This window comes from Streptomyces sp. NPDC001292 (genome assembly GCF_042896465.1).
Taxonomy (GTDB): domain Bacteria; phylum Actinomycetota; class Actinomycetes; order Streptomycetales; family Streptomycetaceae; genus Streptomyces.
Genome location: NZ_JBIAXG010000057.1, coordinates 27,510 through 46,355 on the forward strand (window position 1 = coordinate 27,510; position 18,846 = coordinate 46,355).

General features: G+C 69.6%; 9 protein-coding genes. 5 read left to right on the top strand and 4 right to left on the bottom strand.

Going from position 1 to position 18,846, the window contains the following annotated elements:
* Window positions 1–46: 46 nt before the first annotated feature.
* The 3 genes from ACFY4A_RS37145 to ACFY4A_RS37155 are packed head-to-tail and all read right to left on the bottom strand — an operon-like array spanning window position 47 to window position 12,608.
* On the bottom strand, window positions 47–4,546 hold the full coding sequence (locus ACFY4A_RS37145) for an Eco57I restriction-modification methylase domain-containing protein (RefSeq protein WP_390833724.1): 4,500 nt from the start codon (window positions 4,544–4,546) through the stop codon (window positions 47–49).
* A complete protein-coding gene (locus ACFY4A_RS37150) occupies window positions 4,543–7,557 on the bottom strand; it encodes a helicase-related protein (RefSeq protein ID WP_390833725.1) in 3,015 nt (1,004 codons plus the stop codon). The genes ACFY4A_RS37145 and ACFY4A_RS37150 overlap by 4 nt, the downstream gene beginning before the upstream one ends.
* Window positions 7,554–12,608 (bottom strand): DEAD/DEAH box helicase, encoded by a 5,055-nt coding sequence (locus tag ACFY4A_RS37155; RefSeq protein ID WP_390833726.1) that lies wholly within the window; start codon window positions 12,606–12,608, stop codon window positions 7,554–7,556. Before ACFY4A_RS37155 ends, ACFY4A_RS37150 begins: the two co-directional genes overlap by 4 nt.
* A gap of 407 nt (window positions 12,609–13,015) precedes the next feature.
* Between ACFY4A_RS37155 and ACFY4A_RS37160 the strand changes: the two genes are divergently transcribed.
* From ACFY4A_RS37160 to tyrS, 3 genes are all read left to right on the top strand, one after another.
* A complete protein-coding gene (locus tag ACFY4A_RS37160) occupies window positions 13,016–14,539 on the top strand; it encodes a TldD/PmbA family protein (protein WP_390833727.1) in 1,524 nt (507 codons plus the stop codon).
* On the top strand, window positions 14,536–15,930 hold the full coding sequence (locus ACFY4A_RS37165; RefSeq protein ID WP_390833728.1) for a metallopeptidase TldD-related protein: 1,395 nt from the start codon (window positions 14,536–14,538) through the stop codon (window positions 15,928–15,930). Before ACFY4A_RS37160 ends, ACFY4A_RS37165 begins: the two co-directional genes overlap by 4 nt.
* A gap of 64 nt (window positions 15,931–15,994) precedes the next feature.
* Window positions 15,995–17,263: a tyrosine--tRNA ligase gene (gene tyrS / locus ACFY4A_RS37170; RefSeq protein WP_390833729.1), complete on the top strand. Its 1,269-nt coding sequence runs from the start codon at window positions 15,995–15,997 to the stop codon at window positions 17,261–17,263.
* A 92-nt stretch (window positions 17,264–17,355) separates the two neighbouring features.
* Here tyrS and ACFY4A_RS37175 read toward each other — a convergent pair whose 3' ends face one another.
* Window positions 17,356–17,646, bottom strand: a complete 291-nt coding sequence (locus tag ACFY4A_RS37175) for a GlsB/YeaQ/YmgE family stress response membrane protein (protein WP_390833734.1) — start codon at window positions 17,644–17,646, stop codon at window positions 17,356–17,358.
* A 267-nt stretch (window positions 17,647–17,913) separates the two neighbouring features.
* Between ACFY4A_RS37175 and ACFY4A_RS37180 the strand changes: the two genes are divergently transcribed.
* On the top strand, window positions 17,914–18,312 hold the full coding sequence (locus ACFY4A_RS37180; RefSeq protein WP_390833730.1) for a DUF3099 domain-containing protein: 399 nt from the start codon (window positions 17,914–17,916) through the stop codon (window positions 18,310–18,312).
* 211 nt (window positions 18,313–18,523) lie between these two features.
* Window positions 18,524–18,757: a hypothetical protein gene (locus ACFY4A_RS37185; protein WP_390833731.1), complete on the top strand. Its 234-nt coding sequence runs from the start codon at window positions 18,524–18,526 to the stop codon at window positions 18,755–18,757.
* Window positions 18,758–18,846 lie beyond the last annotated feature (89 nt).

An 18,846-nucleotide genomic window follows, 5' to 3' on the forward strand; every position in this document is an offset into this window, starting at 1 on the left:
AGGGTTCGGGTGACGGCCACCTGTGCCGTTCCTGCGCCGGGCCGGTTTACTCGCCGCCGGAGGAGAAGATGTCGAGCTGTACGTCGACTCCTTCGACCTCCTCCAGCCCGAACAGGCCGCCACCCAGCTGGTCCATCCCCGATGCCTTCTTGGCCTTTTTGACGGGAGCGGCCTTCTTCGGCTGAGTCAGTCGGCCGACCGTCGGGGCAGGCGGAGATGGCGGGGCCACTCGGGTTAGAGGGCTGATGCCAGGGGCGTGGCGGGGACCTTCACCCGGAAGAGGGTCGAGGGGGGTGACGTAGGGAGCACCAGACGACATCTCCTCGTAGACACGGAGGATCTCCTTCTTCGTGCGCTCGAACAGCTCCGGTTTCTTGTTGCGGAAGGCGCGGAAGCTGTCCATGACAAGATCGACGTCCTGGCGCTCGATGCCGTAGAGGTGGAAGTACGCGGCGTCGAGTTCCGCGCGCATGAGGAAACGGCGTTCCTCGTCCCAGATGAACGGGGGGTTTTCGTCACCGAGGTAGTTGGCCCAAGGGGCCATCTCGTAGGAACTGTAGGTGAGTTCGAGGACGCGAGAGCGGACCCAGGACTCGGGTGGCTGGTTGCCGAGCCAGCGAACTGACTTGTCATAAGTACCTGGAGGGAGGACTGGCAGTTGCTCGAGGTAGGTATATGTGACATGCGAGCCCTGAATCTTTTGACGCGCCGCGAAGTCAAGCACGAAGGCTGACAGGTTGGCGAGCAGGGCGTCCATCGGCAAATCAAGGTCCCTGGGCACTATGAATGGCTCAGTATGACCTACAGCTGTACGCGGAAGCACGGAGGGAATAATCGTGCGCTGGTTCGCCGACGGGGCCACATCTCGCCAACCCAACAGCCAGCCGTGCGGCCAGTTGACACCCGGGTCACCTGGCTCGGCAGCTAGCCAAGCCTCCACCTCGTCCTCAGAAATCCAGTGACGCGGAAGGGGCAACTTTGCAGGATCACGGTGGTGTTCAAGACTGAATCGAGGCAACGTGCCTTTGTTAATCTGCGCCTGCGTGGCACCCTCGAATGTCGCGAAGCGACCATCGAAGTGGTGTGTGAACTTCCCTTCATAAAGGGGAAGGAAACGAGATTCCCCCTTGACGAAGACGGAGCCTTGAAGCATCCAGCGTCCCGAGAGGAGAGCATCCAGGCTGCGGAATCGATCCGAGTCATCCGACATATGGAACATACGGATGAGCAGGAGATTCCAGGGATTACCCTGCGCACTGCTCTTGTCCCAAAGGACCGACGATGCTTGGTGCATCTCATCAATGATCCGATAGTGGTCAGGTCCTTCGCACACCGGCGCCGTTAGACTGTTCGGGTTGATCCGACGAAGGGCCTCAGCGTCCATGGGGAACTCCCGGGAGTCCAGCTGATCTGGCCGCCGCGCACGGAACGCAAGTCGCACCTCCCCGAACTCACAGGCAGACCCACCAAATGTGAAGAGGCAGAAGCGGTATTTGTTCGTCACATCCGCGAACAGCCTTTCCTCGTTCTCGAGGTCAAGCACCGCCGCCAACTGTCGCCCATCCACTAGATCCGCGAAGAACGCCGACCAGGTCTTGTCCGTAGCGATCCCCGTCGGCAGGACCAGCCCCGCCATCCCCTCTGGCGCGAGCAGCATCCGGGACTTCTCCGCGAACACGGCGTACGTGTTGACGTCGCCCTTGCCCGTCAGCGGAAAGATGCCCGAGTCCCGGAGCATGTTGGTGGTGCCCTTGGACTCGCGCTGGGCGGTCAGGTACTCGCGGTGGAGCTTGCGGTCGGCCTCGATGGGATGGCCGTGTTCATCCACGGTACGGAGCAGCTCACCGATGCGCGCTTCGCGCTCGCTCGCCGTGGCCGCGTCGGCGACGTACGGGTTGTGGGCGGCGAACCACTCCTTCTTCTGGATCTTCACCCGTTCCCACGGCGGATTCCCCAGCACCGCATCGAATCCCCCCTGCCACCCCGTGGCCGGGTTCGCGTCCTCCGCGTCCCCGTCCTCCACCCGGAACACGCGGGGAAACTCCAGGTGCCAGTGGAAGAAGCGGTTGCGGGAGACTATGTCGCGCAGTTCACGCTCGCCCGCGCGTTCGCGCCACTCCACCTCCTCCTCCGTCTCCTCGACGGGCTCCTCCCCCATCTTCGGCTCGGGCTTCGGGATGCCCTCCAGTAGCTGGTCCTTTTCCAGCTTGGCCAGCGTCCCCGTCGTAATAGGAGCGGGCGCGTCCGCGCGCTTGGGCCAGATGAACGCCGCACACCAGGCGTCGGCGACCCGCTTGAGCCGCTTGAGCTCCGGGTCGCGCTCGAACTCACGGTGTCGCTTGGCGAGTTCGCGTATGGCGGCGAGGCCCTTGCCGACCGGGCGCCGGGCGGCTTCCTCGGCGGCCACGCGTACCGTCGCGGTGCTGGTGTGGGTCGCGGGCTCGCCGAGCTGGGTCTGGACCCAGACCTCGACGCCCTTGAGTTCCTTGCGGTTGCGGTCACGGGCCTCGGTGACCGCCTTGGCCTCGTCGCCCTCCAGTCTCTTGAACGCCGTCTCCGGGATTCCCGACTCCAGGAGCTTCGGCGTCGTACCGAGGAGGCCGTTGCCGACCTTGATGCGGTCGTCGAGGTAGGCCAGCGGCTCACCCGGTGTGAGGGATTCCAGCCACAGGGATACCTTGGCGATCTCCGCCGCCAGGGGGTTGATGTCGACGCCGTGGACGCAGTCGCGTACGACCTTGGACATCGCCTCGCGGATCCGCTCGGGCGCGGGTTCCAGTTCGTCGTCGTACATCTGGGCGTAGCGCAGCGCGATGCGGCGGGCCGCGGCGACCAGGACGTGTCCCGATCCACAGGACGGGTCCACGAAACGGATCTTGAGCAGGTCGTCCGGGATGCCCGATGCCGCGTACTTCTCGATGACCGGGTCGAGAGCGTTGTCCAGGAGCTTCTCGATCAGGACGGACGGGGTGTAGTACGAGCCGGTGGTCTTGCGCTTGTTGCCGGCCACGAGGTCCTGGAGCCAGAACTCGTTCTTCGCCGGGTTGTGGCGCGGGATGAGTTCCAGGAGGGATTCGTAGACGCTGCCCAGTTCGTCGGCGCCCAGGTGACGGTAGTCGACCCGGGTGGGGCGGCCCTGGCGGTCGTACACCCGCGAGAGCAGTTTCACCGCGGCGAGGAGGTTTTCGTTCGGCAGGTCGGCCGCGCGCAGAGGCTCGGGGCTGCCGGGCAGCAGCGCCGCCCACTCCGGGTCGTCCTCCTCGAAGCGGAAGTACAGGCCGCCGAGTTCAGGGAGGGCGAGCGCTTCGAGACCGCCCTCCTGGCCGAGGGCGTTGAGGACGGTGCGCAGGCCGACCCACAGGTCGGTGTTGCGGTCTCCCGGTCTGCGGGAGGCGATGCGGCGCAGGCGGGCCGTGGAGAAGTAGCGGGTGTAAAGGTCGCGGGCCTCCTCCAGGGCTTCGGCTTCCTCGGGGGAGGTGTCGTCCTGGGGGCGCAGCAGCAGGGCGTCGCGGTCCTCCGCGACGAAGAGGAACACCAGTTGGTAGGCCAGGCGGAGGAGTTCGTGGTGGAAGTCGTCCAGGGCCGCCTTGCCACCGCGGGTGAGGGCTTCGCCGAGGCTTGGGTTCGCCTGGAGGAAGCCGCTGCCGAGGATGCCGAGGGCCGCCTTGACCTGGTTGCGCAGGCGGTCGCGGGCGCGGATGCCGGTCTCGATGGCGAAGGTGCGCCACCATTCGATGCGGCAGTCGGCGGGAGTCAGTTCGTCGATGTCGTCCGCGACGCTGGCGGCCTCGTCGAGCGTGCCGTCCTCGGCCTCGTCCTCCGCGTCGTCGGTGACGGCCGCCTTTCGGCGCTTCTTCTCCGGCTTGGCCGTGAGTTCGAAGCGGGAGGCGTGGAGCATCGCGTACAGGAGCTGGAAGTCCGCGAACTGGTCGCCGCCGAAGATCGCGTCGAGGTCGAACTCGACGTACGCGGAGCCGACGAGCGCCGTGGAGTCCCGAAGGACACGCAGCACCCTGCCGTTGGAGAGCAGGGCCCACAGGTGTTTGTCGGAGACGTTGAGCAGCTCCTGGAGCATCGACTGGGGGGCGCGGTCGTTGCCGATCCCCCGGTCGAGGTGGGTGTCCCAGCGCAGGAGGTGGACGGGCAGGTGGGACTGCCAGAGGTGGCTGACGCGGTACGTGCCCGGGTCGCGGCCCGGGACGAGGATGCCGAGCCGCTTGGGCACGGCGGTGCGGCCCGCGTAGCCGAGCTCGTCCAGGAGGACGCTCAGCCATTCCCTGTACGTCAGCTTCGCCGAGTCGGCTTCGGGGCCGAGCGTCGCCAGCTGCTCGCGGAAGGAGGCGTACGTGGCCTTGAGGTACTCCCATTTGCGACTGGCCGCGTCCTCCACGCGCACGCCACGCGGCAGGCCGTAGTCGGCGGGGGCGGCACCGGGAAGTTCCCTGTCGCCGAAGCGGATCTTGTTGATCAGGTCGGCGGAGAGCAGGGCTCCTTCCACGCGTACCGCCGTGCTCGCCGGGAGGTGATCGGGGGCGAGAGTCGTCACCTGGAGCCTCCGGGGCGCTTGACGTACACGTAGACACCGAGCAGGTCGGGCTCGCCTGCCGGTTCGGCGGTGATACCGCGGACCGCGGCGGCGCCGCGTGCCCGGCCGCGTTCGCCGGCGGCCTCGCGTACCCGCTTGTGAGCGGCTTCGAGGCGGCCGGCCACGTCACTGCCGTGGGCGGCGAGGCGCTGCTCCACCTCTTCCTCGCGGGTTTCCTCGAGGGCCCGGCCGATCTGCTGCTCCCGCATGGAAGGGATCGTGTTGCGGTCGGGGGCGGCACGCAGCAGGACCGCGATCTCCTCGTCGGTCAGCCATTCGCGGGTGCCGTCCTCGGTGGCGCGCCAGGCCAGCAACTGGGCGTCCTCGGCGACCAGTTCGTGAGGCCGGCCCTTGTCCGGGCCGGTGCGGCGACGAGGCAGGGTCAGCCGGAAGCGGTAGCGGGCCAGCAGCAGCACGGTGCGCGCCTCGACGGCGGTGGTACGGATGACGCCGAGCCGTCGGGCGGGGCGGTCGTGCTCGGACAGTTTCGGGTCGAGAGCGGAGTCCAGCACGTAGCGGGCCACGGCCCGCACGGCCGGGTCGCCACGGAAGAGGGCGTGCTCCCCCGCCGCGACCGGTAGATCCTGCCGGAACACGAGTTCGGGTGCGGCCTTCGTGGCGCGGCCCCGGCCCTTCGCAGCCGTGCGCGCGGGCGCCGGGGCGGCTCCGGGGCCATCGCCCTGGTCCGGGTCCTCGAAGATGCCAAGGGCGTGGCGCAGGCCGCGCGGCAGCGGGCCCACCGGGGCGGTGAACCCGGTGGAGCGCGGATCGGGGCGTACCGGCGAGCCGAGTGCCTTCAGCGTCTCCCGGGTGAAGTCGGCGATGTCGGCGGGCTCGCCCAGCGCCTGGCGCAGGGCCGCCAGTTCCGCCTGGACCTCGTCGGGCCGCAGGCCACTGTGGGCGAACTTGGTCAGGACTTTCGACTCGCGGTCGGCGGCGCTGTCCCACTCCTTGTGGAGCCGCTCCCTGGCCTGGCTGAACAGTTCGTCGGTGCCGAAGTCGAGCGTGAGCTGCTCGTCGACGCCCTGGCCGCGTACCAGGAGGCTGTTGGCCAGAGCGCGCAGTACCCCGTCACCGCCGTCGGGGACAGGGACGACGACGCCGATCTGCTGGGCGATGTCCCGGTGCTTGCGGATGAGGACGTCCAGGACGAGGCCGTCGATGCCGGTGTCGGTGTCGTACAGGGTGACGGCCCGGACGTTCTCCCGGGACTGCCCGAAGCGGTCGACGCGGCCCTCGCGCTGCTCGTGCCGGGTGGGGTTCCAGGACAGGTCGTAGTGGAGGACCGCGCCGAAGTGGTCCTGGAGGTTGACGCCCTCGGAGAGGCAGTCGGTGGCGACCAGGACATGCCGGCCGCGCTTGGCGGTGAGTTCGTCGATGCGGGCCTGACGGGCGTCCGGGTGCAGCTTGCCGGTGACGGCGTCGACATGCGCGCTGCGCCCGAGGGCATCGGCCAGGTGCTGGGCGACGTACTCGGCTGTGGGGATGAATCGGCAGAAGACGATCGGGTCGTAGCCGTCGACGAGGAGACCCTTCACCTCGTCGACGAGGGTGCGCAGCTTGGTGTCGGTGTCGGGGCCCGCCAAGCCTGCCGCCCGGGCGGCGAACGCCTTCAGTTTGCGGCTGCCCCGGGCGCCGTCGCCGATGTCGTCCGTGTCGAGGAGGGAGCCGGGGACGGCGTCCATTCCCTCGGTGGCGTCGTCGTCGATGAGTTCCAGGGCCGCGGCGCGACCGATCCGGTCGGCCTCCTCCTCGCTGCGGGCGGCGGCGACCGAGGCCCGTACGGTCAGCGTCTCGGCGGCGGCGGCGGGCGAGGACAGAACGCAGCGCAGCAGGGTCAGTACGGACCACCAGGTGAGGCGCTGTTTGTGAGAGCCATCGGGGCGGCGGACCTGCTCGCGGGCGTAGGCGAGGATGTCGCGGACGAACCGGGCGTATTCCGAGCCCAGTTGGTAGGGAACTTCACGCAGCTTGCGGTCGCGCGGGAACGGTGTGTCCTGGTCGAGGTAGTGGCGGATGTCCCGACGGCGTCGCTGCACGAAGTGGCGGGCGAGGCGGTCGCGGTGCGCGGGCAGTGCGGGGTCGAGGCCTTTCAGGCTGGGATCGAGCAACCCGGTGAGCTTGGCGAAGGCATGGGGATCGCCACTGTGAGGGGTCGCGGTGACAAGGATCAGATGGCGGTCCGCGTCCTGGGCAAGGGAGCTGAGGAGCTCGTACCGTTGCTGGCGCCCGGTGCCCGCGCCGACGCAGGTGTGCGCCTCGTCGACGATCAGCAGATCGGGGCAGGTGCGGCGGAACTGGTCACGCCGGTCGGCCTGCTTGATGAAGTCGGTGGACACCACTGTGTAGGGGTAGCGCTGGAAGAGCGTCTGCCCCTGCTCCACCCCCTTCTGGAGCCTGGCCGCGGTGGAGGGCAGCACGAGCTCCGCCTCCATGCCGAACTTCTCGCGCAGTTCACTCTGCCACTGCTCGGCGAGGGACGGTGAGCACAGCACCACCATGCCAGAGGCCGAGCCCTGCTCGATGAGTTCCTTGCCGATCAGGGCGGCTTCGACGGTCTTGCCGATGCCGACGTCGTCTCCGATGAGGAGCCGTACGGTGTCCATGCGCAGCGCCATCATCAGCGGCACCAACTGGTACTGGCGCGGCTGCACCGAGATGGACGCCAGCGAACGGAAGGGGCCGCCCCCGTGGCTCGCCGCGATCCGCAGGGCGGTGCGCAGCAGTCCGGCGGAGGCGAAGTCGCCGACCTCTCCGGGGACGGCCCGGGGCCTGCCGAAACCGGGTTCGTTGATCTCGTGCGGGAAGAGTGCGGTGACGAACTCGCGGTCCCCGTCGAGGGGCTGGGCGATCACCAGGCCGCCGGGCGAGCCGGGCTGCACCACCCAGTCGCGGCCGCGGGCGGAGACCAGGTCGCCGGGTGCGCGGGGAGGCGTCGTCGACTGTGCCGAGCCGGTGCCAGGGAACGTCATCGGATGCTCCGTCCGGGGCCGAAGACGTCCGGGTGTGCGCGCACTGCGTTCTCCCACTCCTTGGTGTCCGAGCCGGCCCGGATGACGAGCCAGCCGTCGTCGATCAACCGGAACTCGGTCTGCCGGTCGAGATGCCGGCCGCCCGGTTCATCCACGTAGACGGCGACGTCCGCACCCGGGAGCCGGTAGACGACATCGGGGCGGGCCGAGTCACCGGACCGCTCGGGGTGAGTCTCGTCGGGGAGGCGGTGGCCCGAGCGGTCCAGCCACTCTACAAACTCGGCGACCGGTCCCCGCGTGTGCTCCGTGGCCAGTGCGAGTACCTGGGCCCGCTGCGTGGCGGGCGTCGCCTGCCGCTCGCCCCGGGTGGTCGAGGCGGCCAGGCGCATCAGGAGGGGGACGACGACGAGCCGGTCGATGCTGGTGTGGAAGCGCTGGTTGCTGTACGTGAGCAGGCAGTCGTAGCAGCCCCGCTCGCAGCGCTCCACGGCACCGGGGGCCTGACCGAGGTCGCGGCCGTCGTCCGGGTCGACGTGAATGATCCGCAGAGCGGTCCGGGCGACCTCGGCGAGGGCTCCGGGGTCGTCGTGCAGGAGCCTGAGCACGCCTGCCCCGCCTTCGGCGCCCTCGATGAGGAGCATCCGGCCGCGTTGATCGTCGTCCGGGAGGTCCTGGCTGTCCAGCTCGGCGTCCTCGAGCTGGTAGCGGGCCTCTATGCCGCGCTCCAGGGCGTAGCGCAGAGTGACGGCGACCGTTTCGTCCTCGACCGGCTCGGCGAGGCGTAGCACTGCGATGTTCTTGCGGTCCTCGACGTAGGGGATGACCTGGAGCGTGCGGTCCGCGGAGGCGAACGGGCTCAGGGCCTCGTCCTCGGCCGACGCCTCCTTGATCTCACCCGCCTTCTTGGCGCTGAGCCACCGTCCCTGGATCGGGTCGAGCCAGAAACCGCGGTCCGTGGGCTGCTTCCGCTTGCGGCGGCCGATGTTGAAGACCCGGACCCGTGCCGTGTCGCCGTAGGTCAGGGTCAACACCGGACCGTCGTCGTCCGCGGTTGTGGCGTCCAGCCGCCCGCCGCCCTCGGAGAACTGGTAACCCGTCAGCAGCTCGAAGCCGGATCTGAGGCGTTCCTCCTCGTCGGAGGAGATCCGGCGCACCGGTGACGCGTGCACCGTGGACAGGAGCATGGTCCGACTGAGCGTGAGGGAGAGCGGAACCTCGCAGTCGTCGCACCGGTCCAACCCGTCCGAACGGTCGTACCAGGTTCCGCAGCTGCCGCAGATCCGCACGTCGCTGGTGGCGACCTGCCCGGGGGTGGCGCCCATGGGGACCTGCACCCGGTCTACGGCGTACCGCTGGCCCTCGTGGTAGATCAGCGCCCCGGGGCCGAACTCGGAGATGGCGATGAAGCGGGGTCGCTGAATGTATGCCCCGTTCTTCTGCCCGAGCCGTCCTTCGCCCCGCTGTCCGGGGATGTAGGCGGCGAGCGGAAGGCGGGGGAAGGAGTAGCCGGGGAGATATCCCTCGGACGCGAAGTAGCGGTAGGAGTAGAAGTCGCTGAAGGACTCCTCGCTGTCCTCGTTGCGCAACAGCTTCAGCTGGTTCTCGGCCTCGGCCCGGCGTGCCTGGGCACTGCGGCGGCTCTTGGGGTCGACGGAGAGATCGCCTGCGATGCGGTGCTGCTCCTCACGCTCGGCGAGCGCCGCGCGGTACAGGCGGCGCCAACGCTCACAGTCTTCGTCGAAGCGGCGCAGCGCGGTGCGCACGACGTCCTCGATCCATCCGTCGTACCACCAGGTGGTGCGCGCCCGGAGGTCGTCGAGGAGCGGTTCGAGCACCGCGGTGGCGCGGTCGATGGCCCGGCGGCGGGCGGCCTCGCTGTCGAGCTGGGTGCGCATGGCCTCGGTGAGCCGGAGGGGCACCGGTTGGCCGGGCTCCCGTGCGGCGGTCTCGGCGTCGATGATGTCGGTCATCCGCCGGCCGAGGGAGGCTCCCGTCTCGGCCAGCCAGATCGCGTGGACGTGGCTGCGCAGCAGTTCCTCGTTGGCCAGGTCGAGGCGGGGCGGTGTGACACTGCCCGCGACCATCAGCTCCGGTCGCCGGAAGTAGTACTGGTCGTGGGCGCTGCCCGTCGAGCAGTACGTGGTGACCAGCGCGGGCTGCCCGGAACGGCCGGCCCGGCCCGATCGCTGGGCGTAGTTGGCCGGGGTCGGCGGGGCGTTGCGCATGGCCACCGCGTTCAGGGTGGCGATGTCGACGCCGAGTTCCATGGTCGGCGAGCAGTACAGCAGGCCGAGGTCGCCCTCGCGGAACGCCTTCTCCCGCTTCTCCCGCAGGTCGGAGGGGACCTGCGCGGTGTGCTCCCGGGCCTCGATGCCTGTCAGCTCGGACGCGGTGTCCTGGTAGAGGTGCCTGAAGTACGTGTTGACGTGAGGCTCGGCGTCCGGATCGCTGACCTTGCGCAGCGGGTCCGGCTCGGGGGCAAGGCCGTCACCCGGTAGCCATCGCAGGGCGGCGGCTCTGACTTGGTGGCCGAGTGAGCCGTCCCGCTCCTCGCGGACGATCGCGACCAGACCCTGGGTCTCCAGGACGCGCAGCAGACCGCGGATCACCGCGTCCGCGTCGGCGACGGACATGCGCTTTCCGGCGAGCCCGGGAATCTCGTGGAACTGGCCGGGGCGGCGCAGGAAGCGGCCGTACGCACCGAGGCCGCTGAGGTAGATGGCCTCGCCGGAGGGGGCGCCCTTGGGGCCGCTGCCGGGGAAAGCGACCCGCGAGATCACGCCGGGCTCCCTCGGCGGGAGCGCCCAGACGCCGAGCAGGTGTGCGTCGGACTGGCGCCGAAGCTGGTCGAACCCCTCCTGTGTCAGCAGCGGCTCGTCGACCGCGAGGGAGCGGCGGAGCTCGTCCAGGAGGACCCGGGCGAGGTACTCGCGGTGTTCGGGAGAGTCATCAGCGAGCGCCGCCGGTGCGTCCTGCCAGCACTCCTGATCGGCTGCGATTTCCCGCAGGTCCGTGTACTCGAAGCGCAGCAGCCCGGTCTGGGTGAGGTTGGGCATCGTGATGCGCCAGCCGCGTTCGAGATCGGCGTTGACCCGGTAGGCGAGGACGGATCGCAGGGCCGAGCGGGCGGACTCCCGCTGGCTGTACTTGGCTGCGGGGTTGCGGGCGAAGTCCTCCATGCGCAGGCCCAGCGCCTCCTCGACGGCCTGCGGCAGCGCGTCGTGGAACAGCCCCGTCGGTCCCGCGGCGGCGAGTGCCCGGTACAGGGCACCGCGGATCTGAGTGACCTGGGCGAAGTCGTTGAAGTGCCCTGCCTGGAGACTGGCGTCCTGACGGTTGTCGACGAAGGTGAGGAGCTTGCGCGCCCGCTCGTCGATGTCCTGCTGGCCGCGCAGGGAGCGCACCACGCTGGAGCTGATGAGGGAGACCGCCGAGCTGCGGCCCTCGGCCGCGAAGGTGGCGAGCTTCGCGAAATCACGGGCGCGCAACTGTTCGTGGCTGACGCGACAGCGCAGACAGAAACGGAAGGGAGCGGCGATCCACCAAGCGCGCACCCCGCCCCCCGCTCCGGCGAGGACCGTTCCGTCCGGGGCCACCCGAACCTCGCGCGGGACGTCACCGCTGCGGGCCTGCACGATGGAACGTGACCCGTCGTCAGCGGTCTCGACCCAGCTGTCAGGCAGGCCGGCCAGGATCTCGTCGGGTGCGGTCGGCCAGGGCCGCTCCTCACTGACGTACAGGTAGCCGTCGCCGTCCTCGGCGGGGGCCTCGGGATCCCGGCGCGCGACGAAGCGCTGCCCGGCTGCGCCTTCCTCGCGGGTCACCACCAGGTATTCGTGGCCGCAGTCCCGGCAGAACGCCAGCGGGATCAGCGGCTTGTCCCGCTGTGCGGGCACGCTGACCTGGTACTGGCTGGTCAGGTGGCGCTGCCCCGACGGTTCGAGGCTGGTGTAGACGGTGTCCCCCTTGGAGAGGAACTGGTGCAGCCTGAAGGCGAACAGCGGACGTCTGTGCTGCGGGTGGAGCGCCTTCGCGCCGGCTCTGAGGATGGCCTCGATCGCCGTGCGGCAGACCTCCTGACTCTCGCCACAGTCCGCGCTGAGCGCCTCGGCCGCGGCGGGTGACGTGACCGGCGTCCGGCGCACCAGCCGGCCGTCCGACTTCTCATCCTCGACCAGGCCGAAGGAGTCCTCCACCCAGATGGCAAGGGGGTCGGCCTTCAACACCGAGTAGTCGCGTGACAGCGCGTGGGGTTCCTGCACGGCCCGGCGCACAGCGGCGGCCAGCGCCGCTCTGCGTTCGGCAACCGTCAGTGCGAGGTAGGCCCCCGGGTCGGTGGACCGCTCCAGGGTCTCGCCGATGACGCTGTCGGGGCGCACCGGCGTACCGAACAGCCTGGACGCGACGTCGGCGACCTTTTCCTGGGCCTCCTCGAAGGTGGCCGTGCTGGCCATGGTGGCGGACGTACCGATGCACTGCAGATCGGGGGCCGCGCAGGCGTCCCTCAGCCTGCGTACCAGAAAGGCGACATCCGCTCCCTGCCTGCCGCGATAGGTGTGCAGCTCGTCGAGGGCCAAGAACCTGAGGCCCTGGGCCGCCCCGATGAGTTCCTCCCGCTCGTGGGGACGCGTGAGGAGATACTCCAGCATCACGTAGTTCGTCAGCAGAATGTCCGGCTTCGAGCGCAGTACGGCCGCCTTCCCCTCGGCATCCTCCTGACCGGTGTACCGGGCGAAAGTTACTCGGCGGTCCGCCTCGGGAATTCCCCATTCCAGATAGCGGGCGAGTTCGTATTCCTGACTATTGGCGAGTGCGTTCATCGGATAAACGGCGATTGCCGAAATGCCGCTGGGGTTCGGGTGGCGCAGCACCTCGTTCACGATGGGAAGGATGTAGGCGAGACTCTTGCCGGAGCCGGTTCCCGTGGTCAGGACGTACGAATCCCGGCGAGCCGCCGCATCGATCGCCTGCCGCTGATGGCGGTGGAGCCTCAGGGTCCGGGAGCCGGGGTCGTGCTCGTGTTCCTTGACACGGAAATAGTCGCGGCACATGGGATGCAGGACACCGGCATCAACCAGTTCAGCGACGGTGCCACCGCTGCGGAAATTAGGATTGAGGGAGACACGGGGATCAGGCCAGCGCGCTTTGCGTGCACGCTCCTCATCAAGATGCTGCTGGATATCCCTGTCCCGGACGGATACCAGCGAACTCGTGAATGCCTCATAATCACTGATCAGATTCTGGTGGACCCCGAAGACGTCCATCGTCGCCTGCGCTCCCCTACTGCTGTAACGGCTCTGTCAGCGCCGTTGCCCGGACAACGCCCCCCACGGATCGCCGACGGCTCATCAGCCTACTGCCATGGGCGCTCCACGCAGGCGTGAAACAGGTGGCCGCCCATGAGCACCGCACGGCATGGTTCACTGCGGACATCCGCAGAACAGACGGGAAGAGCTTCATGGCCCACGGCATCGAAGAGACATTTCTGGCCCTGCCCCTGAGGGCCCTGGCCGACGCCGCGCTGGCACGCGCGCGTGCGCTCGGGGCCGAGCACGCGGACTTCCGGTTCGAGCGGGTGCGCAGTGCGTCGTGGCGGCTGAGGGACGCGAGGCCGGCCGGGTCGTCGGACACCACGGACCTGGGCTACGCGGTGCGGGTCGTGCACGGCGGGATGTGGGGGTTCGCCTCCGGGGTCGACCTGACGCTGGACGCGGCCGCCAAGGTGGCCTCCCAGGCCGTGGCGATGGCGAAGCTCTCGGCCCAGGTGATCAGGGCGGCCGGGTCGGATGAGCGCGTGGAGCTCGCCGACGAGCCCGTGCACGCGGAGCGGACCTGGGTCTCCTCCTACGGGATCGACCCCTTCTCCGTGCCGGACGAGGAGAAGTCCGCACTGCTCGCCGAGTGGAGCGCGCGGCTGCTCGCCGCCGACGGCGTCGACCATGTCGACGCCTCGCTGCTGACCGTGCGCGAGAACAAGTTCTACGCCGACACGGCCGGGACCGTGACCACGCAGCAGCGGGTGCGGCTGCATCCGCAGCTGACCGCCGTGTCGGTGGACGGCTCCAGCGGCGAGTTCGACTCGATGCGCACCCTCGCCCCGCCCGTCGGGCGCGGCTGGGAGTACCTCACCGGCACCGGCTGGGACTGGGAGGGCGAACTGGAGCGCATTCCCGGGCTGCTCGCCGAGAAGATGCGCGCGCCGAGCGTCGAGGCGGGCGTCTACGACCTGGTCGTCGACCCCTCCAACCTGTGGCTGACCATCCACGAGTCCATCGGGCACGCCACCGAGCTGGACCGGGCCCTCGGCTACGAGGCCGCCTATGCCGGCACCTCCTTCGCCACCTTCGACCAGCTGGGCAAGCTGAAGTACGGCTCCGGGCTGATGAACGTCACCGGCGACCGCACCGCCGAGCACGGCCTGGCCACCGTCGGCTACGACGACGAGGGCGTCGAGGCGCAGTCCTGGGACCTGGTCAGGGACGGCACGCTGGTCGGCTACCAGCTGGACCGCAGGATGGCGAGGCTGACCGGGTTCGAGCGGTCCAACGGGTGCGCCTTCGCCGACTCCCCCGGCCATGTGCCCGTGCAGCGCATGGCGAACGTGTCGCTCCAGCCGGACCCGGCCGGGCTGTCGACCGAGGACCTCATCGGGAGCGTCGACCGGGGGATCTACGTCGTCGGGGACCGCTCCTGGTCGATCGACATGCAGCGCTACAACTTCCAGTTCACGGGTCAGCGGGCGTACCGGATCCGTAACGGCCGCCTCGAGGGGCAGGTCCGGGACTTCGCCTACCAGGGGATCACACCCCAGTTCTGGGGCTCCATGGCGGCCGTGGGCGGCCCGCAGACGTATGTCCTGGGCGGCGCCTTCAACTGCGGCAAGGCCCAGCCGGGCCAGATCGCGGCGGTCTCCCACGGCTGCCCGTCGGCCCTCTTCAAGGGCGTCAACATTCTGAACACCACGCAGGAGGCCGGTCGATGAGCCCGCGTACCAGCAAGCCGCACGAGGCCGTCGAGCGAGCCCTCGCACTGTCCCGGGCGGACGGATGCGTCGTGATCGCCGACGAGCAGTCCACCGCCAATCTGCGCTGGGCGGGCAACGCGCTGACCACGAACGGTGTCACGCGCGGGCGCACCCTCACCGTGATCGCGACCGTCGACGGCCGGGAAGGCACCGCCTCGGGCGTGGTGTCGCGGGCCGCCGTGACCGAGGACGAGCTGGAGCCGCTGGTGCGGGCCGCGGAGGCCGCCGCGCGCGGGGCCGGGCCCGCCGAGGACGCCGAGCCGCTGGTCGCGGACGTACCGCAGTCCCCCGACTTCACCGACGCGCCCGCCGAGACCTCCTCGGCGGTGTTCGCGGATTTCGCGCCGGCGCTCGGCGAGTCGTTCGCACGCGCGCGTGCAGGTGGCCGCGAACTGTACGGCTTCGCCAACCACGAGATGGTGTCGACCTACCTGGGGACGTCGACGGGCCTGCGGCTGCGCCACGACCAGCCGGCCGGGACGCTGGAGCTGAACGCCAAGTCCCCGGACCGCACCCGCTCGGCGTGGGCCGGGCGGTCCACGCGGGACTTCAAGGACGTCGACCCGGCGGCGCTGGACGCGGAGCTGGCCGTACGGCTCGGCTGGGCGGAGCGCCGGATCGAACTGCCCGCGGGACGGTACGAGACGCTGCTGCCGCCGACGGCCGTCGCCGATCTGCTGATCTACCAGATCTGGTCCTCCTCGGGCCGGGACGCCGCCGAGGGGCGCACGGTGTTCTCCAAGCCGGGCGGTGGCACCCGCGTCGGCGAGAAGCTGAGCAAGCTTCCGCTGACGCTGCGCAGCGATCCGCGCGAGCCCGGCCTCCAGTGCGCGCCGTTCGTGGTCGCGCACTCCTCCGGGGACGACCGGTCGGTGTTCGACAACGGGCTGCCCGTGCACGCCACCGAGTGGATCGGCGGTGGCGAGCTGCGGCACCTGCTGACCACCCGGCACAGCGCGGGCCTGACCGGTCTGCCGCTCGCCCCGTCGGCCGGCAACCTCGTCCTCGAGGGCGGCACCGACCGGTCGCTCCAGGAGATGGTCGCCGGCACCGAGCGCGGGCTGCTGCTCACCTGTCTGTGGTACATCCGCGAGGTGGACCCCGCGACGCTGCTGCTCACGGGCCTGACCCGGGACGGCGTGTACCTCGTGGAGAACGGCGAGGTGACCGGCGAGGTCAACAACTTCCGGTTCAACGAGTCGCCGGTGGACCTGCTGGGAAGGGCGACGGAGGCCGGGCGGACCGAGAAGACGCTGCCCAGGGAGTGGAGCGACTACTTCACCCGGGCCGCGATGCCGGCGCTGCGCGTCCCGGAATTCAACATGAGCTCTGTCAGCCAAGGCGTATAACCTCGTAGTCGGCTGTCACCCGACTGCCCGGAGCACTGAGCATCACCTAGGAGACACGAGAACCGTGACGGACATCGTCGACGAGCTGAAGTGGCGTGGGCTGTTCGCCCTGTCCACCGACGAGGACGCTTTGCGCAAGGCGCTCGCGGACGGTCCCGTCACGTTCTATTGCGGCTTCGACCCGACGGCGCCGTCACTGCACGTGGGGCACCTGGTGCAGGTGCTCACCGTGCGCCGGCTCCAGCAGGCCGGGCACCGGCCGCTGGCGCTGGTCGGCGGCGCCACGGGCCTGATCGGCGACCCCCGCCCGACCGCCGAGCGCACGCTGAACGACCCGGAGACGGTGGCCGGCTGGGTGGACCGGCTGCGCGGCCAGATCGAGCCGTTCCTGTCCTTCGAGGGCGAGAACGCCGCGGTCATGGTGAACAACCTCGACTGGACACAGGGCCTGTCCGCGATCGAGTTCCTGCGGGACATCGGCAAGCACTTCCGGGTCAACAAGATGCTGACGAAGGACTCCGTCGCCCGCCGTCTGGAGTCCGACCAGGGCATCAGCTACACCGAGTTCAGCTACCAGATCCTCCAGGGCATGGACTTCCTCCAGCTCTACCGGAGGTACGGCTGCACGCTCCAGCAGGGCGGAAGCGACCAGTGGGGCAACCTCACGGCGGGCCTCGACCTGATCCACCGGCTGGAGCCGGACGCGGCGGTGCACGCGCTCGCGACGCCGCTGATGACCAAGGCGGACGGCACCAAGTTCGGCAAGACCGAGGGCGGCGCGGTCTGGCTCGACGCGGAGATGACGACACCGTACGCGTTCTACCAGTTCTGGCTGAACGTGGACGACCGGGACATCTCCCGCTACATGCGCATCCTGTCCTTCAAGTCCTGCGAGGAGCTGGAGGAGCTGGAGCGGCTGACCGAGGAGCGTCCGCAGGCCCGGGCCGCGCAGCGCGCGCTGGCCGAGGAGCTGACGACGCTGGTGCACGGCGCCGAGCAGACGGCCGCGGTGATCGCCGCGTCCAAGGCGCTGTTCGGCCAGGGCGATCTGACCGGGCTGGACGAGCGGACCCTTGCCGCGGCGCTGTCGGAGGTGCCGCACGCCGAGGTCTCCGAGCTCGGCCCGGTGGTCGACCTGTTCGCCGAGGTCGGCCTGGTGCCCAGCAAGTCGGCCGCGCGCCGCACGGTGAAGGAGGGCGGCGCCTACGTGAACAACGTCAAGGTCACCGCCGAGGACGCGGTTCCCGCCAGGGAGGACCTGCTGCACGGCCGCTGGCTGGTGCTGCGCCGGGGCAAGAAGAACCTGGCGGCGGTCGAGGTCACCAGCCGCTGAGCCCGGAGGTACGGCCAGGCGTGAAGGGGCGGCCCACCCGGGATTCCGGTGGGCCGTCCCCCTTCGGTCGCCCTTCGTCCTGTGCGTTCGCACTACGCCTGGCGGGCGTCCTGCCGCTTCTTGTTGCCCCACAGCGCCATGTACGCCATGTCGCCGACGAAGACGATGATGATCGCGGCCACGAGCTGGAAGAAGTGCCGGCTCCAGTCGATGCCGCGGGTCGAGGCGACACCGGCCGCGCGGGCGACCGCGTTGCCGACGATCGCGCCGAGCATGCCGAAGATCGTGGTGAGCCAGAGCGGGCTGTGCTGCTTGCCCGGGATGACCGCCTTCGCGATCAGCCCCAGCACGAGCCCCACGATGATCGCCCACAACCAGCCCATGGCCGCCTCCTCGTCCAGCTCGACGTGAGCATTACGCCCCATTACGCCCAGTGTCGGGGCGGTCCCCGTGTGTCGCACCTCGGGTGCGGCCACCCGGAAGGCTCGGGGGCCGGCCGGGGGCCGTTCGTGCAGGCAGAGGGCGGCCCCGCCCTCGTAGGCGCTGGGAACGCGGCGTAACGTGGAGTCCGTGCGGGTGGTTGCCCCGACCGGTCAGGGACCGGACGCGGGCCGGGGAGTTGTCCGATACGGGCGAATGGTGGACAGGTGATGCGGAAACAGCACGGCGATGGCAACGCCCAGGTGTTCCGGATCACCGGAGCCCGGACGGGCCTTCAGGAGGATGTGCGCGGCCGGCAGCGCCGGTACGTCATCTCGATGTCGATCCGTACGGCGTCGGTGATCCTCGCGGTGGCGCTGTGGAACGTCGAGCGGTATGTGGCGATCGTGGCGCTGGTGCTCGGGGCGGTGCTGCCCTACATCGCCGTGGTGATCGCGAACGCGGGGCGGGAGGGCGCGCCCAAGCTGCCGTCGACGTTCGTCACCATGCCGCTGAAGCCGATGATCACGCCGCCGCGGACCGACGACGCTTTCGCGCGGTCCGCCACGGAGGACACCGCGGGCGACTCCGCCGCCGGTGCCGCGCGCGAACCGCGTGACAGCGCTTGACCTGGCCCGCCGCGGTGGCCGGACGGCAGCTTCACGGGAAGCTCAAGAAAAGCTCAGATCAATCATGTTGTTCCGGTGCCGGGCGGCGGGTTACCCGTGACATACTTCCTACGCGCTCCGCATCCCCCGTCGGAGCGACAGACCGACGCCGGGCAGCTCCCCCCGTGGCTGCTCGGCGTCGCCTTGTGTGCCGTGGCTGTGAGAAGAACCCGTGACTGACGAAACCCCGATCTGCTCCGCCAAGGGCTGCCGTGCCGCCGCGGTATGGGTGCTGGCCTGGAACAACCCGAAGATCCACACACCGCAGCGCCGCAAGACATGGCTGGCGTGCGAGGAGCACCGGGAGCATCTGTCGCAGTTCCTCGGTGTGCGGGGCTTCCTGAAGGACGTGGTCCCCTTCAGCGAGTGGGAAGCGCCGGACGGCAACGCGAACGGTAGCGCCTAGGGCGCGTTTCGAAAGTCCCGCCTGCCCCGCGACGCCTGGCACGGCGCCTCGCCGCGTTGTCGGGATCGCCCGCGTACGCCCAGTACGCG